The 23248-nt window shown below is 45.7% G+C and carries 24 protein-coding genes; all 24 read right to left on the bottom strand.

Annotation, left to right across the window (positions count from 1 at the left end):
* Positions 1-11: 11 nt before the first annotated feature.
* Complete coding sequence (gene proS / locus AC0YN3_RS02840) at positions 12-1460, bottom strand: proline--tRNA ligase (protein ID WP_475773597.1); 1449 nt, start codon at positions 1458-1460, stop codon at positions 12-14.
* Between the two features lie 10 nt (positions 1461-1470).
* The gene (gene rseP / locus AC0YN3_RS02835; RefSeq protein ID WP_475773596.1) at positions 1471-2745 is read right to left on the bottom strand and encodes an RIP metalloprotease RseP; all 1275 of its coding nucleotides are present in this window, start codon (positions 2743-2745) and stop codon (positions 1471-1473) included.
* 87 nt (positions 2746-2832) lie between these two features.
* Positions 2833-3972: a 1-deoxy-D-xylulose-5-phosphate reductoisomerase gene (locus tag AC0YN3_RS02830; RefSeq protein WP_475773595.1), complete on the bottom strand. Its 1140-nt coding sequence runs from the start codon at positions 3970-3972 to the stop codon at positions 2833-2835.
* Between the two features lie 15 nt (positions 3973-3987).
* The gene (locus AC0YN3_RS02825) at positions 3988-4782 is read right to left on the bottom strand and encodes a phosphatidate cytidylyltransferase (protein ID WP_475773594.1); all 795 of its coding nucleotides are present in this window, start codon (positions 4780-4782) and stop codon (positions 3988-3990) included.
* 27 nt (positions 4783-4809) lie between these two features.
* Positions 4810-5574 (bottom strand): isoprenyl transferase, encoded by a 765-nt coding sequence (locus AC0YN3_RS02820; protein ID WP_475773593.1) that lies wholly within the window; start codon positions 5572-5574, stop codon positions 4810-4812.
* Positions 5575-5635: 61 nt separating this feature from the next.
* A complete protein-coding gene (frr, locus tag AC0YN3_RS02815; RefSeq protein ID WP_475773592.1) occupies positions 5636-6190 on the bottom strand; it encodes a ribosome recycling factor in 555 nt (184 codons plus the stop codon).
* The gene (gene pyrH, locus AC0YN3_RS02810) at positions 6190-6918 is read right to left on the bottom strand and encodes a UMP kinase (RefSeq protein WP_138752926.1); all 729 of its coding nucleotides are present in this window, start codon (positions 6916-6918) and stop codon (positions 6190-6192) included. The genes frr and pyrH overlap by 1 nt, the downstream gene beginning before the upstream one ends.
* Positions 6919-7023: 105 nt before the next feature.
* Positions 7024-7674, bottom strand: coding sequence for a translation elongation factor Ts (tsf, locus tag AC0YN3_RS02805; RefSeq protein WP_141500749.1), 651 nt, complete (start codon positions 7672-7674; stop codon positions 7024-7026).
* A gap of 143 nt (positions 7675-7817) precedes the next feature.
* Entirely contained in the window at positions 7818-8516 is a 699-nt protein-coding gene (gene rpsB, locus AC0YN3_RS02800; protein ID WP_054028957.1) for a 30S ribosomal protein S2, read from the bottom strand.
* Between the two features lie 180 nt (positions 8517-8696).
* The gene (locus tag AC0YN3_RS02795) at positions 8697-9278 is read right to left on the bottom strand and encodes a hypothetical protein (RefSeq protein WP_475773591.1); all 582 of its coding nucleotides are present in this window, start codon (positions 9276-9278) and stop codon (positions 8697-8699) included.
* The gene (locus AC0YN3_RS02790; RefSeq protein ID WP_475773590.1) at positions 9271-9876 is read right to left on the bottom strand and encodes a DUF6115 domain-containing protein; all 606 of its coding nucleotides are present in this window, start codon (positions 9874-9876) and stop codon (positions 9271-9273) included. The genes AC0YN3_RS02795 and AC0YN3_RS02790 overlap by 8 nt, the downstream gene beginning before the upstream one ends.
* 33 nt (positions 9877-9909) lie before the next feature.
* On the bottom strand, positions 9910-10236 hold the full coding sequence (locus AC0YN3_RS02785; protein ID WP_475773589.1) for a hypothetical protein: 327 nt from the start codon (positions 10234-10236) through the stop codon (positions 9910-9912).
* 36 nt (positions 10237-10272) lie between these two features.
* Entirely contained in the window at positions 10273-11679 is a 1407-nt protein-coding gene (locus AC0YN3_RS02780) for a DUF342 domain-containing protein (protein ID WP_475773588.1), read from the bottom strand.
* 15 nt (positions 11680-11694) lie between these two features.
* A complete protein-coding gene (locus AC0YN3_RS02775) occupies positions 11695-12480 on the bottom strand; it encodes a FliA/WhiG family RNA polymerase sigma factor (protein ID WP_441941778.1) in 786 nt (261 codons plus the stop codon).
* Positions 12481-12484: 4 nt separating this feature from the next.
* Positions 12485-12922, bottom strand: a complete 438-nt coding sequence (locus AC0YN3_RS02770; protein ID WP_475773587.1) for a hypothetical protein — start codon at positions 12920-12922, stop codon at positions 12485-12487.
* A 1-nt stretch (position 12923) separates the two neighbouring features.
* A complete protein-coding gene (locus AC0YN3_RS02765) occupies positions 12924-13418 on the bottom strand; it encodes a chemotaxis protein CheD (protein ID WP_183561697.1) in 495 nt (164 codons plus the stop codon).
* Positions 13415-14035, bottom strand: a complete 621-nt coding sequence (locus AC0YN3_RS02760) for a chemotaxis protein CheC (protein ID WP_475773586.1) — start codon at positions 14033-14035, stop codon at positions 13415-13417. The genes AC0YN3_RS02765 and AC0YN3_RS02760 overlap by 4 nt, the downstream gene beginning before the upstream one ends.
* Positions 14036-14038: 3 nt before the next feature.
* Positions 14039-14500, bottom strand: a complete 462-nt coding sequence (locus tag AC0YN3_RS02755) for a chemotaxis protein CheW (RefSeq protein WP_183561701.1) — start codon at positions 14498-14500, stop codon at positions 14039-14041.
* 13 nt (positions 14501-14513) lie between these two features.
* Positions 14514-16589, bottom strand: coding sequence for a chemotaxis protein CheW (locus AC0YN3_RS02750; RefSeq protein WP_475773585.1), 2076 nt, complete (start codon positions 16587-16589; stop codon positions 14514-14516).
* A gap of 44 nt (positions 16590-16633) precedes the next feature.
* Positions 16634-17995 (bottom strand): protein-glutamate methylesterase/protein-glutamine glutaminase, encoded by a 1362-nt coding sequence (locus tag AC0YN3_RS02745; protein WP_475773584.1) that lies wholly within the window; start codon positions 17993-17995, stop codon positions 16634-16636.
* A gap of 26 nt (positions 17996-18021) precedes the next feature.
* The gene (locus AC0YN3_RS02740) at positions 18022-18891 is read right to left on the bottom strand and encodes a MinD/ParA family protein (protein ID WP_475773583.1); all 870 of its coding nucleotides are present in this window, start codon (positions 18889-18891) and stop codon (positions 18022-18024) included.
* Entirely contained in the window at positions 18888-20093 is a 1206-nt protein-coding gene (flhF, locus tag AC0YN3_RS02735) for a flagellar biosynthesis protein FlhF (RefSeq protein ID WP_475773582.1), read from the bottom strand. The genes AC0YN3_RS02740 and flhF overlap by 4 nt, the downstream gene beginning before the upstream one ends.
* Complete coding sequence (gene flhA / locus AC0YN3_RS02730) at positions 20090-22120, bottom strand: flagellar biosynthesis protein FlhA (protein WP_475773581.1); 2031 nt, start codon at positions 22118-22120, stop codon at positions 20090-20092. Before flhA ends, flhF begins: the two co-directional genes overlap by 4 nt.
* A gap of 22 nt (positions 22121-22142) precedes the next feature.
* Entirely contained in the window at positions 22143-23240 is a 1098-nt protein-coding gene (flhB, locus tag AC0YN3_RS02725; protein ID WP_475773580.1) for a flagellar biosynthesis protein FlhB, read from the bottom strand.
* Positions 23241-23248 lie beyond the last annotated feature (8 nt).

Raw genomic sequence — 23248 nt, 5'->3', positions numbered from 1 at the left:
AGCTTCAGTCCTTAATAAGCTCTTGCAAAAACGACTGTATGTTTAGCGGAGTCGCCGCATACTAAACAGTTCTCTTTATGAACGGTAGGCTCGAATGGAATGTTCCGGCTTGTTGCTCCGGTTTCTTCTTTAACCTGTTTCTCGCATGCCGCGGAACCGCACCAGCCTGCTTCTACGAAGCCGCGCTGCTCCTCCAAAAAGCTTTTCATTTCATCAAGCGTATCTACCGTGCGGGAATTATCGATACGGAATTGCTTGGCACGGTTAAACATCTCATGATGCGTTTCTTCGAGCATCGTTTCAATTTCAGCGATTAGGTTGTCTTGTTTGACAATACGCTTCTCTCCCGTAATCCGAGATACGAGAACCACTTGGCCGTTTTCCATGTCGCGCGGTCCAAGCTCTAGGCGAAGCGGTACACCGCGCATTTCGTATTCATTGAATTTCCAGCCGGGACTTACGTCAGCACGGTCGTCAACGCGCACGCGTATGCCAGCTTTTTTGAGCTCCGCATACAGCTCGTCTACGCGGCCCACAACTTGCTCACGCATCTTGGCAGGACCAATCGGAATCATGATAACCTGCGTAGGTGCAACTTTCGGAGGCAAAGCAAGCCCCCTGTCATCGCCATGAACCATGATCAACGCACCAATTAGTCTTGTGCTTACTCCCCAAGAGGTCGTATGCGCGAATTGCAGCGTATTCTCGCGGTCGAGATACTTAATATCAAACGCGACGGCAAATTTAGTGCCGAGGTAATGCGAGGTTCCCGCCTGAACAGCTTTGCCATCCTTCATCATTGCTTCAATGGAATACGTGTCTACTGCACCGGCAAATCGTTCGGAAGGCGTCTTCTCCCCTTTAATGACGGGGATTGCAAGAAACTCCTCGACGAATTGCGTGTACACATCCAGCATTTGCATCGTTTCTTGACGTGCTTCCGCTTCGTTCTCATGTGCCGTATGGCCTTCCTGCCACAAAAATTCACTTGTGCGAAGGAAAGGCATCGTACGCTTCTCCCAACGAACAACGTTCGCCCATTGGTTGATAAGAAGCGGGAGATCACGGTAAGACTGGATCCATTTCGAATACATATGACCGAACATCGTCTCTGATGTCGGACGGATGGCAAGACGCTCCTCAAGCTTCTCGCCGGCTGCTTCTGTTACCCACGGCAGCTCGGGATTAAAGCCTTCGACATGCTCCTTTTCCTTCTGAAAAAAGCTCTCTGGAATGAACAAAGGGAAATATGCGTTCCGGTGTCCCGTTTCTTTGAATCGGCGGTCCAGGTCACGCTGAATATTTTCCCAAAGTTCATAGCCCTCCGGGCGGAATACGATACAGCCTCTTACAGGCGAATAATCCATTAGCTCGGCTTTTTTGATTACATCGAGATACCATCTTGAGAAATCCTCGCCTTGCGGCGTGATTTCGGTTACGAACTGTTTGTCTTTAGACATAAGCGACCAATTACTCCCCTTTTACCAAACGTAAAATATCATTATAGGTTACCACGAGCATGAGAAGCATAATGAGCGCGAAGCCCACAAAGTGCACCATGCTCTCGCGATTTGGATCGATTGGACGACGGCGTATCGCTTCAATTCCAAGGAAAATAAGACGACTGCCATCGAGTGCCGGTATCGGCAATAGATTGAATATACCTAAGTACAAGCTGAGCAGCGCTGTCCAAGATGTTAACTGAACAATGCCTTGTTGGGCAATCTGGCTAGTTACTTCGGCTGTTCTTACGGGACCGCCAAGATCATCCAGCTTGAATTCTCCGAAAATCAACTTTTTGAACCCTTCAAAAATGCTAATCGTCATGCTTTTCATCAGCTTGCCCGCACCTGTAAAGGTTTCTCCAAAGGTTGCAGACCGCGTTGGTATTGAAGCGCTGATACCGACCTTGCCTACGCCTTCTTTATTAGCTTCTGGAGTAATGACGACCTGTTGTGCCTTGCCATCTCGGATGATATCGATGCGAATGGGAACATTCGGCGATTTTCCGATTATTTCAATCATTTTATCGAAATCGGCTCCGATTTTGACGCCGTTAACGGCATCAAGGACGTCTCCCTTTTTTAGATCCGCCTTCGATGCCGGCATTCCCTCTGAGATATCTCCAACGAGCAGCTTATCCGGATTTTCTACCGGAATGCCAGCCATTTGGATGTAGGCTGCGAATAATACAAAAGCAAGAATGAAGTTCATCATCGGGCCAGCAAAAATAGCAAGCGCACGCTGTGGAACGGTTTTGCTCCCGAATTGTCTATCAATTGGCGCAATTTGGGTTTCCTTGCCCTTTGTAATCATCAAAGCAGCAGGATGAACCGAATACGTTTCACTCTCGCCTTCCACATCCAATGTTACTGAAAGCCTGTGCTCCAAATCAATGGTAACAATTTCACCGCGTATAACGCCGCTCCGCTCGTCAAGGCGATCCAAATAGAGGCGGGTCACTTTATTGTCCTTCACACGAACCGCAATCGTCTGGCCAGGCTGGACATCAACGATTTCCGGGTCCTCGCCTGCCATTCGCACGAATCCGCCTGCAGGAATTAGACGAAGCGTATATCTGGTTTCTCCGCGCTTGACCGAAAACAGCTTCGGTCCGAAGCCAATGGCAAATTCGCGAACCAAAATGCCCGCACGCTTGGCAAAATAGTAATGACCCCATTCATGAATCGTCACGATGACGAAAAAGACGAGTATAGTCAAAAACACAACTTGAATCATGTGCATTAAGCTGAAGCCTCCTGTTCATTACGGCCTGTACATAGATTATCATTATTCTCCCGTCCGATACAAGAGAACCGGTTTTCGGCCAACTTAAACGGATTCAGCCATTCTGCGTGCCCAAGCGTCCACTTCCGCAATCGTCTCCACATCGTGAATATCGATTGTGCTGTGCTGACCGACTACTGTTTCCAGTATCCGCTCAATATCTAGAAAGGTTATTTCGCCTTTTAAAAACCGTGCTACGGCAACCTCATTAGCTGCATTGAAGACAGCGGGTGCGGATTGTCCCAGCCTACCGCATTCATAAGCCAAGCGTAGACATGGATATCGCTCGAAATCCATGTCTCGAAAATGAAGCTTGCCGATTTGAGCCAGGTTCAGCCTCTCTGTCGGTGTCTCCTTCCGCTGCGGATACGACAACGCGTATTGAATCGGTACGCGCATATCAGGCATTCCCATCTGCGCAATCACGCTATTGTCGGAAAACTCAACATAGGAATGAATAATGCTTTCCGGATGAATAATGACATCTATTTGGTCGTATGTAACATCGAATAACCATTTCGCTTCTATAACCTCTAAGCCTTTGTTAACCATCGTCGCGGAATCGATCGTTATTTTAGCCCCCATCGCCCAGTTTGGATGGTTAAGCGCTTCTGCAACCGTTACACCTTCAAGCTGAGCTCTTGACCGATCACGAAAGGATCCGCCCGATGCGGTTAAAGTAATTTTTTGAACCGACCTGCGATCCTCGCCGTTCAAGCATTGATAAACAGCCGAATGCTCACTGTCGATAGGTAATATCGATACTCCGCGCATCTTGGCTCGATCCATCACGATGTGTCCAGCCGTCACTAGCGTCTCTTTGTTAGCAAGTCCAATCGTCTTGCCCGCATCGATTGCTGCGAGTGTCGCTGGAAGACCCCTGCTGCCCATAATAGCAGTCACAACAAGATCTGCATCCGTTTCTGCCGCTACTGCGATTAAGCCCTCTTCGCCATAAACGACCTTAGTTCCTGCAGGCAAATGAGTACGTGCAGTATCCGCGTCAGCTTTGGATGCCAAGCTTACAATCGTCGGTTTGAACTGGTTCGCTTGAGCAATTAACAAATCAAGATTAGAACCAGCGGATAACCCGACTACCTTGTATTCCTCAGAATGATAAGCGACGACATCCAAGGTTTGCGTTCCGATTGATCCCGTCGAACCTAATACACTAATTCTTTTCATGCATATCCTCCTGGCTTATACAGGTAGCAGCTCGGTAAGCACTAATAGCGGAAATACGATAAGCCAGCTGTCGCATCTGTCAAGAACGCCGCCATGCCCCGGAAGCAGCGTTCCAGTATCTTTAATATCTCTGACACGCTTATAAGCCGATTGTATTAAGTCTCCGAATTGACCAGCCACAGCAGCAATGCAGCCAATCAGCAAAGCTTTCGCCAGCGTAATAAAATCCGGAAAGCATAATGCGAATACAGCAGAAACCGCTAGCGAAAACAAGACGCCTCCTAGTGCACCTTCAATCGTTTTATTCGGGCTGATGGATGGCCATAGCTTTGTTTTGCCAATAGCTCGTCCAGTAAAATAGGCGCCGATATCCGATGCCCATATACAGCCAAAAGACAAAAATGTCCACATCATGCCGTAAGTTTCAATTTGCCTAACCTCACCCATTGCGGCGAAGCCGTAACCTACATATAAAGCGCCTAGCAACATAAGTGCGGCGCCATCAATTGTTGTTCTATTTTTTGTAATCACGGTAAGAGCCAGCAGCAAGAAGGCTAATATCCAAAGGATTGCCAAAGTGGACGGAACACTGATGCCCCAATCCGACCAAGGAAGCACAAACAGTAGCACACCCGCGTATCCGAGCAATGAAGACGGATGCGACCATGCTACACCATTCATGCGCGCATATTCAGTAAAGCCGATAATTGCCAATAAGACGAGCAGAGCGGTATATAACCAACCGCCGACCACGGTTAAACCGATAAAACCTACGCCTGCTATTACACCCGTAATAATTCGTTGTCTCAATGAAAAGTCACACTCCGTTGCTTGAAGCTACAATCCACCATACCGACGCGCACGACGTTGATATTCCAAAATCGCTTCTTGAAAATGCGCTTCCGTAAATTCCGGCCAATACACATCCGTAAACCACAATTCACTATAAGCAAGCTGCCACATCATGAAATTACTTAATCGCAATTCCCCGCTAGTTCGAATAAGCAAATCCGGATCAGGCAATCCACTAGTGAGCAATCGATCTGACATTACCTTATCATCGATATCATCGATTGTCAGATGTCCTTGCTCTACATCCGAGGCGATCGTTTTTATCGCTTCGAGCATTTCCTTGCGACTTCCATAGTTAAGTGCAAAGTTCAAAACAAGGCCTGTGTTGTTTGCCGTTTTTACGATGGCTTCCTCAACAGCGCTTAATGTGAAAGAAGGCAAGTCTTCTTTATGCCCCATCATTCGAACCTGTACATTGTTTGCGATTAGCTCTTCTAACTCAATCTCAAGAAATTGCTGAGGAAGCTTCATCAGAAAATCCACTTCAGCCTTTGGTCTTTTCCAGTTCTCCGTAGAAAATGCATATAACGTCAAATATTTGACGCCAAGCCGATCTGCTGCAATAGTAATGCGTTTGATCGCTTTCATCCCAGAATGGTGGCCTGCCATCCTCGGCAATCCGCGATGTTTAGCCCAGCGGCCGTTTCCATCCATAATAATCGCAACATGCTCAGGCACGTTTTCTGAGGGCACAGAATCAGTCGGCTGTAAGGACGATTTGCCTAATTTGGCCCAAAGTCGCTCGATCATCTTACTTCCTCCCAACCGAAATCAAAACCAAACCCCACCTAGCGGAGGGGCCCAGAGATTATTATACTTCCATAATTTCTTTTTCTTTTGTAACCAGTACTTTATCCACTTCAGCGATGAACTTGTCGGTCGCCTTTTGAATGTCCTCTTGATGACCGCGCGATTCATCCTCGGAAATGGCCGATTTCTCCAGCTTTTTAATGCCGTCATTAGCATCGCGACGAATGTTGCGAATGGCTACCTTAGCTTCTTCGCCAAGCTTTTTCGATGTTTTTACGAGCTCGCCACGGCGTTCTTCCGTAAGTGGCGGAATCGAAAGTCGAATTGACGTCCCATCATTCGACGGAGTTAGACCCAGGTCCGATTTCATGATCGCTTTTTCGATAGCTGACATCGATGATTTATCCCACGGTTGGATGAACAGCGTACGCGAATCAGGAGTACTGATGTTGGCAAGCTGATTCACTGGCGTCATTGATCCATAATATTCAACTTGAATTCGGTCGAGCAACGATGCACTTGCTTTTCCCGCACGTAGTGAAGACAAATCCCGTTTTAGAGCCGAGATTGCTTTATCCATGCGTTCTTCAGCGTTTTTTTTCAGTTCTTGTGGCATTATTTCGCACTTCCTCTCACAATCGTTCCGATTTTCTCACCCAGCACGACGCGTTTAATATTCCCTTTCTCTGTAATCGCAAATACGATAAGAGGAATATTATTATCCATGCAAAGCGATGCTGCGGTTGAATCCATTACGCCTAAATTACGGTTAAGCATATCCAGGTATGTAAGCTCCTCGAATTTCTCAGCCGTACTATCTTTAAACGGATCGGCTGAATATACGCCGTCCACTTTATTTTTCGCCATTAATATAACTTCGGCTTCAATCTCTGCAGCGCGCAGTGCCGCTGTTGTATCCGTAGAGAAGAAAGGATTTCCCGTTCCAGCTGCAAATATAACGACGCGGCCTTTCTCCAAATGACGGATAGCACGACGTCTGATGTATGGCTCAGCAATCTGTTGCATTGCGATTGAAGTTTGAACGCGAGTCGGTACATCGATTTGTTCAAGCGCATCTTGAAGTGCGAGTGAATTCATAAGTGTAGCCAGCATACCCATATAATCAGCTGTTGCGCGGTCGATTCCTTTAGCAGAGCCAGCTATGCCGCGCCAAATATTGCCGCCGCCAACTACGATAGCTACTTCTATCCCAAGTGCCACGACTTCTTTCACTTGATCTGCAATTGATGATATGACAGTTGCTTCTATGCCATAACCTTCTTGCCCAGACAATGATTCACCGCTGACTTTCAGAACGATACGTTTATACACAGGCTGCTCCAACGTTAATACCTCCATCATGCACCTCACTTATGCTGAGGTCCTTCAAATATGTTCTATTCATACAAGCAGGCGGGGCGGACGCCCCGCCCCGCCTGTGCGTTCGGATTAATGTTTAACTTGTGCCATAACTTCTTCAACGAAATTATCAACTTTTTTCTCAAGACCTTCACCAAGTTCATAACGAACAAAACGACGGATTGAAATGTTTTCACCGATTTTGCTAATTTTTTCGTTTAGCAATACAGAAATTGTTTTGTCTGGGTCTTTAATGAACGATTGCTCAAGAAGACAGAACTCTTCGTAGTATTTCGAGATACGGCCTTCAACCATTTTTTCAACGATTTTTTCAGGCTTGCCTTCGTTAAGCGCTTGAGCTTTCAAAATTTCGCGCTCTTTTTCAAGCTCTTCGGAAGAAACCTCTTCGCGGCTAACAAATTTAGGGTTAGCTGCAGCGATTTGCATAGCAACGTCTCTTGCAAACTCACGGAACTGATCCGTTTTAGCTACGAAATCCGTTTCACAGTTTACTTCAACGATTACGCCAATACGGCCGCCTGCGTGAATATACGATTCAACTACGCCTTCAGTTGCAATACGGCCTGCTTTATTAGCTGCAGCAGCCAAACCTTTTTCACGAAGTACTGCAATTGCCTTTTCAACATCATTGTTTGTTTCATCCAAAGCTTTCTTGCAATCAAGCATTCCAGCTCCAGTTCTTTCCCGAAGCTCTTTTACCGCGCTAGCACTAACTGCCATTGTAAGCCCTCCTATAGGTTTCACGAAGTCTATTTAGCTTCGCGAATAATTAATGTTGGTTTTAATGATTTACATTCGAAAAAAGGGCAGTGAGAGGTTTATCACCATCTGACCACCCTTTGTTGAAAAACTAAAGCCTTAGATTAAGCCGTTGTTTGTTCGCCTTGATTAGCTTCAACAATAGCATCAGCCATTTTGGACGTCAACAATTTAACGGCACGAATTGCATCATCGTTACCTGGGATCACGTAGTCGATTTCATCCGGATCACAGTTTGTATCAACGATACCAACGATTGGAATTCCAAGTTTGCGAGCTTCTGCAACCGCAATGCGCTCTTTGCGTGGGTCAATAATGAACAACGCGCTTGGCAAACCTTTCATGCCTTTGATACCGCCGAGGAATTTCTCCAAACGGTCTTTTTCTTTGTTAAGGATGATAACTTCTTTCTTAGGTAGAACCTCGAAAGTGCCGTCCTCAGCCCATTTTTCAAGTTGTTTCAAACGGTCAATACGTTTTTGAATCGTTTGGAAGTTAGTCAAAGTTCCACCCAACCAACGTTGGTTGATGTAGAAGTTGCCGCAACGCTCTGCTTCTTCTTTTACGGAATCTTGAGCTTGTTTTTTCGTACCTACGAACAGCATAGTGCCGCCGTCTGCAGCGATCGATTTAACAAAGTTGTACGCTTCGTCAACTTTCTTAACCGTTTTTTGCAAATCGATAATGTAAATCCCGTTTCTTTCTGTGAAGATATAACGATCCATCTTCGGGTTCCAACGACGAGTCTGATGACCGAAGTGTACCCCAGCTTCTAATAGCTGTTTCATGGAAATAACCGCCATTTCTTCAACACCTCCTAATAATGGTTTTTTAGTGCTCCTCCGCTAGTCGCATCTTTTGTCAAAACTTCCGCCGGGCGGAAGCACCGTTTGACAAAATTGACCTGCGTGCGTTTTTAACACCGTGAATTAATATACCATAAATACAATCTTCGCGCAACAATCGTTTCCCGAAAAGATAGACTAACTATTTTTAGCGGATGATAATGCAGCAGCTTGTTCTTCCGTAAGCGGTTGGCTAGTTACTACATTTATAACCTGTTCGATTGTGCTGTCTTCATGAAACAAAAAATAACCGGCGCGAACCAGCTTTTTAGACTTTTTCATTTCGGCGATAAATGCTGCGCCATCATCAATAATATGATTTGAAACAAGCAGCTCCGCCGTTTTGGATAGGCCTATGCCTGCTTTGATTCTTATCACATGATTAATAACAGCTTTTTCTTTCCCGGGCACTACAGTCGGGCTCGCAGCAGTTTCCACAGCCTTATCCGGCGGCTCTGTACTTGGTACCGGGGTCACGGCCGGCTCAGTTTCATGTGTGCTAGCTTTAGAACCAACCGACTGGTCAAGCTCGATGGAATCACGTTCTGCCTTAAGCAACGCATCGACTTCAACTTGCGTGTATCGCTTATCCGTACTCTCACTGTCCCGCGCTGCGAGCTTCTCTCTGCTCTGCTCTCCAGAGAGCATCAATTGAAACAACAAGGCACCAATTATAATACCCAGGCCTAATCCGATTAAAAATATTCGATTTTTAAGCACGGGATGCCTCCTCTTGCTTAGACAGCTGTATGATAAGCTGAACCTCGCCTTTGTTCATTCCCAGCTTTTTCGATATAATTTCTATCGATTTACCCTGCTCATACAGTGAAAAAAGATCCCTGTAGCGTGATTGTATGGACTGTTTAACCGGTTCTGTTTCTACTTGCGCTTCTACTTTTGCTTCCGCTTCCGGTAAACGCATGGCCTCCTGCTGGGGGAGTACCGGGAACTGTGCGTGATTCAAATCTCTTGATGCTTTCTGTGGGGATTCTAGCGCTGGTACGCTGCTGGATACACTCACTTTGGCGAGCGTATCTTGCAATTGCTCCGTTAGCTGCTCGCATCTAGCTTCCAACTGCGCAATGCGCTGTTCTTTACGAACAGCATCCGACTTCGATTCTTCTTGTGCGTTTCTTACTAAAAGAACTAGCTCTTCATTATCCTTCTCCATGTTCTCCATAAACTGCTCCAACGCGTTCTCCATATTTTCCATGGACTGCGGCCGTGCTGCTATTTCCTGCTTCTTGCGGGGCATAACTAAGCCGCCTACAATGACAACCGCTCCGAGTAAAATAATATATTGCAAGTAAGGCTGCATTGATTTAGCCTGCCTTTCTGAAATAACCTGGTTCTAAAGCTTTATATCCAGTCGATGCCCTTTGAATGGGTGGACGGGAGGATGATCTTGCTCATCATGATCTAAGCCAGGCACTTTTCGCTCACGCTTGGCATTTGGGTTGGAATTGCCTTGCTCGCCATCCTGATCATTTCGTATGTGAGCCCCGTTTGATTGCTCAACGGCCGTATTCTTGCCGCGCAAAAGTTCGGTTTGTTTCGTCGTTTGAGCAGCCAGCGTATTCTGATCGGCCACCGGCTTATGAAGTGCTTGACCATGCATGCCGCTAAATTCCTGCGTGCGCGGTACAGACATCTGCAAGTCAATTGACTTGAAGGTCATATCAACTCACCCCTTGGGTTATTGATAAATAATAAACTAGCTAGAGTACGGTACTAACACGATATCCCCATCCGAATACCGAAAAGAAACCCGCTGGGAAGAGTCTTTTACAAACTTTGTATATCTGCCAATTACAATTTTTGTCCCGCCATAAACAATATTGCTGACATCCACTCTTGAGCGTTCAGTATCCTCGAGCGTTTTTTCAATTTCAAGTATTCGCGATTTGACAGCATCATTTTCCATCACGAGCTGACGTTTGGAAGCCGTTAATTTTATTCTCAATGCAAGCTTTTCCGGAGTAAGATGTCCCGCAGCTGCCAGTTGATCAAGAATAGTAAGCGCTTTATCCGTTTTATCAAGGTTTTCGAAGTACTGCTTGCCCCTCGTTCTCAAATCAAGCAGCTCCGTACGGTACTCGGGATTCACACCAACTTCGATTGTTGTCGCGGTTGACATCGAGTTCCCAACCGTTCTTGCGCTAACCAGATCACCGGCTTGCACTAAGCCACCTACAATAAGGCCTTTCGCACCTGAGCAAATAACATTTTTTCCGGCTTTCACATGAGAATGCATGATGCTTTGGGAAACGAGTACCTCTTCGCCCGCTATTACGTTACTATCTTGAATAAAACTGCTTCGTACGTTACGAGCCGCTTTGACAAAACCTTTATTTCCGCCTAATATCCCGCCCGTAATTTCAATTGAGCCTTCCGATTCGATCTCTGCGCCTTCCACACCGCCAATTACGCGAATATCGCCGGATGCTTTAATGCGGAAACCGCTAAGAACGTTACCCCTAATGACTACGGTTCCTACAAAATCAATGTTGCCTACGCTGTAATCAACGTCCCCATTGACCTCATAAACCGGAAAGACATTGATTTTTTCTTTATCTGTCAAGGAAATCAAGCCATCTATAGCGGAATACATAGCTGTTTGCTGATCGTTCAATACTACGTTTTTGCCTACTTTAAAACGGACCGATTTCCCCGACTTAGAAGGGATTTCTTCGCCTGTCACCGTTTTTCCCGCTGGACCCGCCGTGGGATCGAACCTTTCTGCAATCAATTGGCCACGCTTTACGTTTTTTAGCTGTACAACCTCTTTGAAATCAACTTTGCCATCCTCTAGCTCTGCTGGAGCCTTATTGGCTTTGTTCATATCCTGTATAAGCTTTACGTATCCATCCTTACCTGGGAGCGGTGGCTCCCCTTGTGCAATGAGTGTCTGTTCTTTGCAGTATGCGAGAGGATTAGTGCCAATCTGATTAAGAACTTCTGTTCGAAGACCATAAACGATTCCCTTGCTTCTTAGAAAACGTTCAAGCTCATCGCCGTTACATTCGAATTCATCCGTAATCCTGCTAAATGTGATAAAGGCAGACAGCTTATCGGCTGATGTTTGGATGCTTAGGTATGATTCTAATTGTAGATTATCCACCTGACTCCTCCTCTCTTAATGTTGCATGAGTTGATCTTTATGCTTAGCCAAAGCTCCTCGCAGCCTAAGAATGGCTTTGGAGTGGAGCTGGGAAATTCTCGACGGTGATAGTGACATTACTTCAGCAATCTCACTCAAGGACAGCTCTTCATAATAAAACAATGAAACGACAGTTCGTTCCTTTTCCGTTAACCGGTCAATGCCTTTTACTAGCGATTCCTTAATGTAGAACTCATGTACTTTATGGTCAGGGTTTTTAGCTTTGTCATCCACTAACAAAGACATTCTCGTCTCTGACTCTTCTTCTCTTATCGGGTCTTCCAGCGAACAGACCGTAGTCACCGAAATATCTTGAAGCATATTCGTAAATTCCTTCTCTGTCAGCTCCAGATACTGGCTAATCTCCGCGTCCGTAACGGAGCGCAAATACTGCTGCTCCAAATGCTGATAGGCCTCTTCTACTCTTTTAGCCTTCTCCCTTACTGAACGCGGCACCCAATCTCCTTGCCTCAGCCCATCGATGATAGCTCCGCGAATTCGCCAAGATGCATAGGTCTCAAACTGTAAGCCGCGTCCGTAATCAAATTTCTCGATGGCATCGATTAATCCCATAACACCATTGCTCGCAAGATCATCTTTTATTACGTTTTTGGGAAGTCCAATAGCCATTCTGTTTGTCACGTAATCAACTAAAGGCAAATATTGTTCGATCAAACTTTTTTTCGCTTCCAAATCGCCCTGTTCTCTCCAGGCTTGCCACATCTGCAAGTTTGTCAAATGAGGGGGTTTCTGCTCAGTCATCGACTCACTCTCCTGTCAGGTGACGAATGGCTTTAACCAATTCTTCAGGTTGTGTATTTTTTGTAGATAGCAATTGCGGCGGGCTTAACGGCTTGAAATCAACTGCTGCGTTATTGTGGGAATCAGTTGTCGGAGATGCTCCTCCATCCTGCAGCTGCGACTTCAGCAATGCATTTAAATCCGCTGACTCATCAGGTGTTTTTAAGTCAAGTTGTGTACCTTTACCATCATTATCTTCGAGTGAATCGCCTACTAATGAAGGAGGCTGAAGAATGTAGGCCAAAATGGCTCGTACTCCATACGCAAGAACAAAAAAAGCGATGAAAGCATACATACTTCTTAGCAGCATGACAACAATCGGATTATTACCAATTGAGAAAGCTACCGTCAGCACGGTGCCGAAAATTCCAAATACGACATTCCATCGCCATGTTCCCAGCATATCAAATCTCCTTTGTTCCAAACTGGACGCTTCTTATCGAGAGCATCCCGCTAATACTATCAAATTCAATCGTCCTTCCGAAGCTGCCTCCCGTATCTTGCGAGATAATCGGAATTTTGAACCGATGCAGCATTTCCGTGCAGGATTCTACGTTTCGGGGTCCGATTCTAAGCGAATCCGTATGCCCCGACATTGCAAACATCTGAGCGCCGCCCGCCATTTTAGCCTTCATGCTAATCACATGCGCGCCTGCGGCTAACATACGGTCCAGCAGCTCAGGAATGGCTGTATCTGCATACTTAGCCAAATTCATTTTGGTCTCACGGGCAATTTCTGAAGATGGCAGCATCACATGTGCCATTCCGGCTATTTTTCGAATGGGATCAAACAAAGTAAGACCCACGCAAGATCCTAAGCCGGTTGTTTTGAGTATTGCTCCATCTGTTGCAATATTTAAATCAGCCATGCCTACTTTGACCAAATTATGTTGTATCATTCGCTAACGACTCCCAAAGCCCTGAAAATTTTTTCAAACGACTCTGGATCCGGAATTAGGAAGAAATGTCCTTCCAGTGATTGACGATCCTCTAAAAAAGTCGTTTCAATTAATAGGGCCGAGTCGCCCATCTCACCGTACTGCATTAAACCATAGCTGAGTACAGCACCAGCCATATCAACTGCGATCGCAGGAACAGATGGAGCCATTGTAAGATGGGTAAAATCCGCAAGTGAGGATAAATAAGAGCCTGCCAGAATGTTGCCGATCTCGCAAAGCGCCGACAGCTCCATTTCTGAATAACCTTCTTGCTCCTCCACATTTATCGAAAGCAGCTGTCTCAAAATTCTTCTCGCGGAGGCTTCCTCAATGATAAAAAACATATTGCCTGGTGCTTCGCCCTCCACCCTGAGAAAAACCGCAATTACGATTTGCTCAGAACCGCCAACTCGCTCAGCGACTTCTTCGAACGGCAGCAGGCTCACCTTTGGCACTGCCATATCGACGGGTTTATCCAACAACCGCGATAATGCAGTAGCAGCATTGCCTGCTCCGATATTGCCGACTTCTTTCAGTACATCCAGCTCAAAAGCTTCAAATCGGCTAAATAAGCTCACCTTTTAAACCTCGAGCTGTTCGATCTGGATGATTTCATTCTTATTCAGTACCTCGGACAAGTTAAGCATGATGAGAAGTCGACCTTCACCAAGTTTAGCAATGCCTCTTAAGTATTTAGCTTTAATGCCGCCAACGATCTCAGGAGGCAAGTCAATTGCATCCGTATCGATATCGATTACGTCATTTGCCGAATCAACGATAAAACCTACCTCTATATCGGCTACAGCTACAACGATAATTCTTGAATTTTCTGTTGGTGTCGTTTCCGTAAGATTAAAGCGACCGCGAAGGTCGATAACCGGGACGACAATACCGCGCAAGTTAATAACACCTTTTATAAAAGCCGCAGTTTTCGGGACGCGAGTAATTGGAGACAACCTTTCGATCGTGCGAACCTTATCTACTTCGATACCGTACTCTTCGTTGCCAAGCGCAAACACGATAACCTTTAATTCTTCTCCCATACTAAAAACCTCCCTATTTGATTAGTGCGTTCGGATCAATGATCAGTGCGACGTAACCATCACCTAGAATGGTAGCTCCCGAGATCGCTTCAACATTGGTCAGATATTTGCCCAACGTTTTCAATACGATTTCACTTTGTCCGATAAACTCATCGACCATGACTGCAGCCCATTTTTCACCTTTGCGCACGACTACGATTTCGGTCTCTGTCTCGTCGTTCTCATTAAAATCAGGAGAATCGAGTACTTTGCTAAGCGATACGAGCGGAATAATCACGTTTCTGAACTCAATCATCTTGTTGCCGTGTACATGCAGAATTTGTTCCTTGCGAATAATGCCGGTCTCAACGATTGACGATAATGGAATGGCATACTTCTCGGAACCAAGCTTAATTAACATCGCAGATATAATTGACAACGTGAGAGGCAACTGAACAGAGAACTTCGTTCCTCTGCCAAATGCAGAATCAATCGTGACATTGCCGCCGAGCGAAGTGATTTTTGAACGTACCACATCGAGCCCTACGCCTCGTCCGGAGATATCGGATATTTTATCAGCGGTACTGAATCCAGCTGCAAATATAAGCATGTTAATTTCATCCGCAGACAATAGCTTTGCTTGTTCTTCGGTTACGACACCATTCTTAATGGCTGTTTTTAGCACGCGCTCGTGATGAATGCCCCGGCCGTCCTCTTCTACCTCGATGAAGACATGGTTCCCGCTGTGATAGGCACGCAGGTAAATGGTTCCCGTCTCTGACTTCCCTGCCGCTATTCGCTCATCAACGGTTTCAATGCCATGATCGACTGAGTTTCTTAACAAATGAACAAGAGGATCCCCGATTTCATCAATAACCGTACGATCAAGCTCTGTATCGGCACCGGTAATGACAAGATCAATCTTTTTGTCCAGCGATTTCGCTAAATCACGAATCATACGCGGGAAACGGTTGAATACGGAATCCACTGGCACCATACGAAGCTTCAATACGATACTTTGCAAATCGGAGCTGACTCGCGTCATGTGCTCCACGGTTTCCGTTAAATCATTGCGTTTAATTTCACTTGAAAGCTGTTCGAGCCGTACTCGGTCGATAAGCAGCTCACTGAATAGATTCATTAGAGCATCAAGTCTTTCGATATCGACACGAATGGTTCTGGATACGTTAGCAGGTGCATTTGCTGCTGCAGGTGCTTGTCCTTTAGCTGCTTGATTGCTCGGGGCCGCATCTTCTTTAGCGACGACAGGCGCTTCGACCTGAGCTGCCTCGACAGTCTCAACGGCTGCTGCAGCAGTGGACTGACCGAGTACGGCTAATGATTCGGCATCTAACAACGTCACCTCGGCGGTTTCAATTTCAGAAATATTGAGAAGCTGGGATTGAAGATCCTCCTGCTTCAAGTTTGAGATCGTAAACACTGTAAAGGTAAAATCGAATTTTTCCTGCTCGATATCTTGAACGGATGGATCAGATTTAATGACCTCACCGTTTCGCTCAAGTAAATCAAACACCATATATGCACGAACGGCTTTCAGCATGCAATTATCGCGAATGGCGATTTGAATATGATAGACATTGTGGCCCGTCTCAATCGATTGAAGAAGGATAGAAGATTGGAATTCATCAAGCAGCATCGCCCCTGATGCGCTTGATGTTGTTGCATTGGCTGCTACGACAGGAGCCGCTGAAGCACTGCTCGCGCTGTAGTCGCTTTTAAGAATAATTTGCAAAGACGCTACGATTGATGTGACGTCGGCTTTGCCTGTCCCTCCGCCAACAATATCCTGAACCATCGCTTCAAGTGCATCCAGCCCTTTGAACAATGTGTCAAAGATAAAACTGTCCATTTTGAGCTTGCTGTTACGCACAAGATCCAGTACGTTTTCCATTTCATGTGTAAGAGCAGCCAAATCCTCGAAACCCATTGTAGCTGACATCCCTTTCAGCGTATGGGCTGAACGGAAAATGTTTTGAACGATACTAAGTTCTTCAGGCTCGCTTTCCAAACGAAGTAAATTTTCATTCAAGGATTGCAGGTGATCATTAGATTCATCGATGAACATCGATAAATACGCATTCATATCCATTTCCTAGCACCTCCTGTTAGTATGTTCTTGCGAGTGTGGCCTATTTATTTCAGCATGGCTTGCACGAGTTGTGAAGCTATGTTTTGCAGCGGTACGATTTGATTGACACAACCTGCTTCTACCGCGGATCTCGGCATGCCATATACCACGCAGGTTTCTTCGGCTTCGGCAATGGATGTCTCGATCCCAGAATCAGACAAAAGCTTCATCCCTTTTGCACCGTCACTTCCCATTCCTGTCATAATAACAGCATGGCGTTTAAGCTCACGAATCGGCAGTAAAGATTCAAACAAAACATCAACGGATGGACGATGGCCATTCCGCTGCGGCTGCTCGGTGAGCTTAATGAAGTATCCGGCTGCATCCTTTGCAAGCTCCATATGAAAAGCACCTGGCGCGATATATACCTTCCCAGCTACAACTCTCTCGCCCTGCTCCGCCTCTACAACATGAAGCTCGCTAAAGCTGTCCAACCGCTGAGCTAGCGACTTTGTAAACTTAGGAGGCATATGCTGAACGATAAGAACAGGTGCTGGAAAGTCACCTGGCAAAGAAGTAATAACTTCGTGCAGTGCCCTAGGCCCTCCTGTAGATGTACCGATTGCTACGATATGCTTAAAGGAACCGGTCGCTCCGCTAGCCTTGCTTTTTTTCATGCCAGGCGGATCAGGAATTGCAGCTTTAATCTCCGGAAGCTTCGATTTCACAACCGGCTTCAGTATTGCTGCCGGAGGATTCTCTTTATTCGGAGCAGAGGTTTCCGACAGTTTAGATTTTTGCTGTTTATGTAAAGAGGATACCGAACGCTGCGTCACTTGCTGCTCCTTAGGTTTCGGATTCAAAGTCGAGTCCGGGCTAAGTCGTGCAGTCGGCTGAGTGGGAAGGCTTGGCTCCACAGGTTGTACTGTCTTCTCTAAGGCAGCAGACATCTGCTGCTTGAGTTGATTGCTATCTTCTATAATTGAAGCGAATCTCTCATCAATGGGGATGACAGGCTGATAACGCTTTGTTAATACTGCAATCCGCAGCTTTTCTAGCAGAACCTCTCCGACCTGGTGAATATCATTGGAAATGGCGCTCGAAGGTTTGCGGATAAAGTCAAATGCCCCGAACTGAAGCGCTTTGATCGTTTCCCTCGTGTTATCCTCACTAATTCCTGACAGCATAATTACAGGAGTCGGATTTTCTCGCATAATGGCCTGCAAGGCTTCAATGCCATTCATTAGAGGCATTTCCAAATCCAAGGTTACAACATCCGGCTTCCATTCACGTACCGCTTCAATGGCTTCTTGCCCGTTGGCGGCAGTAGCCACAATTGTAAATTGCGGGTCTTGAACGATCAAGTCACTAATAATCTTCCGCATGAATCCGGAATCATCAACAACAAGCACGCGGTAAGGAACCATTATTTTCACTCCTCACTTCCAAAGGATTATCTTGAGAGTCTGAACATTTTATGCAAAAATCCTTTGACGCCACCGCTAACCGTATCGTTTTGTGGGATTTCAAGAAAACGTTTTGCAATTTGATTAATGGCAATGGATGCCTCTGTTCCCGGGTATGCAAGTGTAAATGGAACTTGGCGCTTCACCGCCTTCGACACATTTGGATCATCAGGGAGAATCCCGAGATGCGGGAGCTCCGACTGGAGAAACCGCTGCGAAACCATGCTGATTTTGTCCGCGGTTTGTTTCCCTTCTCTCGCATCGGATGCTCGGTTAACAATCAATTTGAATTGAATGTCTGCTTCCATTCCTTTAACCATCTTAATTAATGCATAGGCATCCGTAATCGATGTAGGTTCAGGGGTTGTTACGACAATCGTTTCCTGAGCAGCCGTTATAAACTTCATGGTCTCCTTCGATAAGCCAGCGCCAGTATCGAACAGAATAAAATCATATTTGCCGTGAAGCTTGCTGATTTCATCCGAGAATCGATCGAGCTGCTCCGACGACAAGTCCATTAAATCACGGAACCCGGATCCCCCAGCAATAAAGTGAAGCCCCTCAGGACCCTCCTGCACAATCTCCCATATTGTTTTTTCTTGCTTTAGTAAATGATAGAGATTATAAGTGGATGAAACTCCCATCAGTACATCGATATTAGCCATACCAATGTCGGCATCAAAAACAAGTACTTTTTTACCTAACCGCTGCAAGGAAAGCGCAAAATTCAAACTAAAGTTCGACTTCCCTACTCCGCCTTTCCCGCTGGTAACCGTTACTACCCGAGTCGCAAGCACATCTTCCCCACGTTCTTGCTGCTTGACTAAGTTACGCAACGCTTCAGCTTGGTCTATCATGAGACACTACTCCCTAAAAGTTGCCGAATATACGAATCAACTTTAAAGCTTTCAATATCATCCGGAACGGTTTGCCCGCTTGCCATGTACGTTGGCAGCAGTTCATAATTCATGATGAGGTTGAAAATGGCTCCATAAACGGATGTTTCATCAAGCTTTGTAAATAGCACCTTCCGTACACCGTATTTGCAAAAGTGATCCGCAACTGCAGCCATATCACGCGTTTTGCCTGTCATGCTTAACACGAGCACGGTTTCGCTCGGTTCGCTCGTTTGAAGCAGGCTATTCACTTCTGAAACGTGAAGCTCGCTTCGGAAGTTTCGGCCTGCCGTATCCATATAAATTAATTCACGCTCTTCAAGCTGCTTGAATGCGCGTGGCAAATCCATTTGCGAAAACACAACCTCCATCGGAACATTCAATATGTTAGCGTATGTTCTTAGCTGGTCCACCGCTGCGATTCGATAAGTATCTGAAGTTATAAAACCTACTTTTTTCCCTTGCTTAAGGGTTTGTTCTGCTGCAAGCTTAGCAATCGTCGTTGTCTTGCCAACACCTGTCGGACCTACGAAATGCACAACTCTGGCTTGATTGCTAATGCCGCTTCCGCTATAAGGTTGAAGCCAGGCTTCGAGCAGCAAAAAGGCCTGCTCCCAAACCTGCTCTTTGGGAAAGATAGTCCCTTCCTCCGTTTGCTTGTCTAAAATATCGTTTAACAAGCGCTCGATCCACTGCCCGTCCACCTCTTGCTCAGTAAGATGCTCTCTTAGCTCAATCAGGTGCTCCGACAGCTCCGTGCTTTGACTCTGTTTCTTTGACAGTGTGACCATGTATTCTTTTAAATCTCTGATTTCATCAATAATGAATTGTTCCCGCTCATTGCGCTTCTTTTCCTTTTCATCAATTAAAGGTGCCGGTGGCGGCTCCATGACGGCAGTAGCCGTTCTCTGTACCGATTGAAGGATCTGTTCTACAGCAGCATCGACTTGCGGATTCGGCGCACGCTGTGCTTGAGCTGGGGGATTGGCTTGATTCGATTCAATAGCAGCTATAACTTCCACCTTTTTTTTGCGAAACATGCCCATAAAGCCGCCAACCTTGATTTCTTTTGTGTTCAGTATAACGGCGTCTTTACCGAGCTCACTTCTAATTAACGACACGGCCTCAGGCAATGCATTAACGACATATCGTTTCACTCTCATAAATTCACCACCCCAACGCTTTGTACCTCAATGTTTGGCTCTAGTTCACTGTATGAAAGCACCGGTACATCCTGCATCGTTCTTTCTACAATTTGTCTCAGGTACATCCGAATTGTAGGTGAGGCGAGTACGACTGGCTGCTGACCTGATTGAATCTGACGATTGACATGTTCATTCAGCTTCTGGTAGATCTGCTGCGTGGATATCGGATCCAATGCAATATAGCTGCCTTGATCCGACTGCTGAACCGATTCCGCAATTTTTTTCTCCAGCTGCGGTCCTACCGTAATCACTTTCAGCGTATCGCTGCCTGACGAGAATTGTTGCGTAATTTGTCTAGACAACGACTGTCGTACATATTCCGTCAATATATCAGGATCCTTCGTATAATTCCCATGGTCCGCCAATGCTTCGAAGATCGTCACCAGGTCACGAATGGATACCTTCTCGCGCAGCAGCTTGGACAATACCTTTTGAACATCACCAACCGTAAGGATGGCTGGAATCAGCTCGTCAATAAGTGCTGGGTATGATTCTTTAACATTCTCAACAAGCTGCTTCGTTTCTTGCCGGCCAATAAGCTCATGAGCGTGCCGTTTAATTATTTCTGTGAGATGCGTCGCAACCACTGATGGCGGATCTACTACGGTATATCCGGAAAGCTCTGCTCTCTCCTTCATCTGCTCATCAATCCAAATGGCAGGCAATCCAAAAGCAGGCTCCATCGTTTCGATTCCAATCACGGAATCATCCTCAAAACCAGGACTCATTGCCAGATAATGATTCAGCAATAAATCTCCGCGAGCCACCGTATTTCCTTTTATTTTGACAACATATTCATTTGGCTTCAATTGAATGTTATCCCTGATTCGAATGACGGGAACGACGAGGCCAAGCTCAAGAGCGCATTGCCTGCGAATCATGATGATCCGATCAAGCAAGTCACCGCCCTGCTGGGTATCTGCTAACGGGATAAGGCCATAACCAAACTCAAATTCGATCGGATCAACCTGTAGCAGACTAATGACGCTCTCTGGGCTGCGGACTTCTTCGATCTGCTGCTCTTCAACGAGCATCTCCTCTTGTTCTTGCTGTTTGTTAATAGCCTTTTGCATATACCATCCACCAAAAGCGAGCATGATAGCAAATGGCCATGTTCTCAACGGTCCAATTGGTGTTAAACCTAACAAACCAATTGTTCCTGCCGCAATAAATAGGAGCTTAGGATATTTGAATAATTGGTTGGTAACATCCTCTGCCAAGTTGCCGTCTGAAGCCGCTCTTGTCACGATTAGGCCAGCAGCAGTTGAAATAAGCAAAGCAGGGATTTGACTCACTAGTCCGTCACCAATGGTTAGAATGGAGAAAGTGGAGAGCGATTCGCCAAAGCTTAGGTCATGAATCGCCATACCGATAATGAAACCACCGACCAGATTAATAACGAGTATAATAATAGATGCAATTGCGTCCCCTTTTACGAACTTGCTTGCACCGTCCATCGCTCCGTAAAAATCAGCTTCTCGCTCGATTTTCGAACGGCGGGCTTTTGCTTGCTGTTCATTAATGAGACCGGCATTCAAATCCGCGTCAATACTCATCTGCTTACCGGGCATAGCATCGAGCGTAAATCTTGCCGCAACCTCAGCAACACGCTCCGAGCCTTTTGTGATTACGATAAACTGCACCACGACAAGGATAAGGAAGACGATAAATCCAATTGCGATCTGTCCTCCGCCTACCCAGCTGCCGAAAGTCGCGACGACTTCTCCCGCCTCGGCATGAGATAAAATATTTCTAGTCGTCGAGACGTTTAGCGCTAGTCGGAACAGGGTAGTTATTAATAGAATTGCAGGGAAGATGGAGAAATCCAGCGCTTCTTTTGTATTCATCGCAATAAGTAAAATCATCAAGGCAATTGATATGTTTAAAATGATAAGTATGTCTAGTAGTAGGACTGGGATCGGAATTATCATCATGAGTACAATACCAATTACGCCAAATAATACTACAAAGTCTCTTGCTTTCATGACGCCGTCTCCTCCCGTAGTGTTATGATGATTTTACTCGGCCTTTCATTTTGTATACATATGCGAGCACCTCAGCCACCGCTTGGAACAGGTCTGGAGGGATGACATCCCCAATCTCAGCCCGCTCGTATAGCGCTCTGGCAAGTGGTTTATTTTCCATCATGACAACCCCGTTTTCTTTCGCAATTTCTCTAATGCGAAGAGCAACATGGTCCATCCCTTTTGCAATGATCTTAGGCGCTTCCATCTTAGAGGCATCATACTTCAATGCGATAGCGAAATGGGTAGGGTTGGTAATTATGACATCCGCGTTAGGTACTTCCTGCATCATGCGTTGAAATGCCATTCTTCTTTGGCGCTCACGAATTCTCCCTTTAATCAACGGGTCACCTTCGGATTTTTTATGTTCATCTTTTATATCCTGTTTGGACATTTTCAAACTTTTATTGTGTTCGTAGCGTTGATAGAAATAGTCAGCTAACGCAAGAGCGGTCAATACCGCTCCTATTTCAATGCCAAGCTTTACGGTCAAACCAGCCGTAAAAGTAAAAATTTGTTGAATGGGTAAGCCTGCTAGTACGAGTATTCGTTCCCATTCCTTTGATATGGCCAAATATACGAGTACTCCTACAATTAATAGCTTTAACACGCTTTTTAAAAACTCAACCAATGTCTTTGCGGAAAAAATTTGTTTAAAACCGTTAATCGGGTTGACTTTTTCCAGCTTCATTTTGAGAGGTTCGCCCGTTAATAAAAAGCCAAACTGTACAATATTGCCGAGAATGCCCACTAGAATGGTTATCACAAATATCGGCATCAGTATGAGAAGCATTTCAATCGTAATTTCTGTAAAGAGCGACAACACATTGCCGACCGTCAAATCCATTAAAAGCCAGTCTTCGAATAAATTCCCGAACAACATCATAATGTGCTGTTTAAAATAGCTGCCAAGCATTATAAAACTCGCAAACACAAATAATAATATAAAAGATCCAGCTAAATCTGCGGATTTGGCGACTTGTCCTTTTTTTCTAGCTTCGTCTTTTTTCTTTGGAGTAGCCTGTTCTGTCTTTTCCTGACTGAAAAGCTGGAGATCAAGCTCTAGACGGTAATTACGCACACAAGCAT

This window comes from Paenibacillus sp. J22R232, from assembly GCF_056269165.1.
Note: the sequence above shows the minus strand (reverse complement) of the source record. Positions and strands in the feature narration are given on the sequence as shown.

Excerpts from the sequence above, each read along its gene's own strand:
- proS (WP_475773597.1), bottom strand. The coding sequence starts at position 1,460 with ATGTCTAAAGACAAACAGTTCGTAACCGAAATCACGCCGCAAGGCGAG.
- rseP (WP_475773596.1), bottom strand. The coding sequence starts at position 2,745 with ATGCACATGATTCAAGTTGTGTTTTTGACTATACTCGTCTTTTTCGTC.
- AC0YN3_RS02830 (WP_475773595.1), bottom strand. The coding sequence starts at position 3,972 with ATGAAAAGAATTAGTGTATTAGGTTCGACGGGATCAATCGGAACGCAA.
- AC0YN3_RS02820 (WP_475773593.1), bottom strand. The coding sequence starts at position 5,574 with ATGATCGAGCGACTTTGGGCCAAATTAGGCAAATCGTCCTTACAGCCG.
- frr (WP_475773592.1), bottom strand. The coding sequence starts at position 6,190 with ATGCCACAAGAACTGAAAAAAAACGCTGAAGAACGCATGGATAAAGCA.
- tsf (WP_141500749.1), bottom strand. The coding sequence starts at position 7,674 with ATGGCAGTTAGTGCTAGCGCGGTAAAAGAGCTTCGGGAAAGAACTGGA.
- rpsB (WP_054028957.1), bottom strand. The coding sequence starts at position 8,516 with ATGGCGGTTATTTCCATGAAACAGCTATTAGAAGCTGGGGTACACTTC.
- AC0YN3_RS02790 (WP_475773590.1), bottom strand. The coding sequence starts at position 9,876 with ATGCAGCCTTACTTGCAATATATTATTTTACTCGGAGCGGTTGTCATT.
- AC0YN3_RS02785 (WP_475773589.1), bottom strand. The coding sequence starts at position 10,236 with ATGACCTTCAAGTCAATTGACTTGCAGATGTCTGTACCGCGCACGCAG.
- AC0YN3_RS02775 (WP_441941778.1), bottom strand. The coding sequence starts at position 12,480 with ATGACTGAGCAGAAACCCCCTCATTTGACAAACTTGCAGATGTGGCAA.
- AC0YN3_RS02770 (WP_475773587.1), bottom strand. The coding sequence starts at position 12,922 with ATGCTGGGAACATGGCGATGGAATGTCGTATTTGGAATTTTCGGCACC.
- AC0YN3_RS02765 (WP_183561697.1), bottom strand. The coding sequence starts at position 13,418 with ATGATACAACATAATTTGGTCAAAGTAGGCATGGCTGATTTAAATATT.
- AC0YN3_RS02755 (WP_183561701.1), bottom strand. The coding sequence starts at position 14,500 with ATGGGAGAAGAATTAAAGGTTATCGTGTTTGCGCTTGGCAACGAAGAG.
- AC0YN3_RS02750 (WP_475773585.1), bottom strand. The coding sequence starts at position 16,589 with ATGGATATGAATGCGTATTTATCGATGTTCATCGATGAATCTAATGAT.
- AC0YN3_RS02745 (WP_475773584.1), bottom strand. The coding sequence starts at position 17,995 with ATGGTTCCTTACCGCGTGCTTGTTGTTGATGATTCCGGATTCATGCGG.
- AC0YN3_RS02740 (WP_475773583.1), bottom strand. The coding sequence starts at position 18,891 with ATGATAGACCAAGCTGAAGCGTTGCGTAACTTAGTCAAGCAGCAAGAA.
- flhF (WP_475773582.1), bottom strand. The coding sequence starts at position 20,093 with ATGAGAGTGAAACGATATGTCGTTAATGCATTGCCTGAGGCCGTGTCG.
- flhA (WP_475773581.1), bottom strand. The coding sequence starts at position 22,120 with ATGAAAGCAAGAGACTTTGTAGTATTATTTGGCGTAATTGGTATTGTA.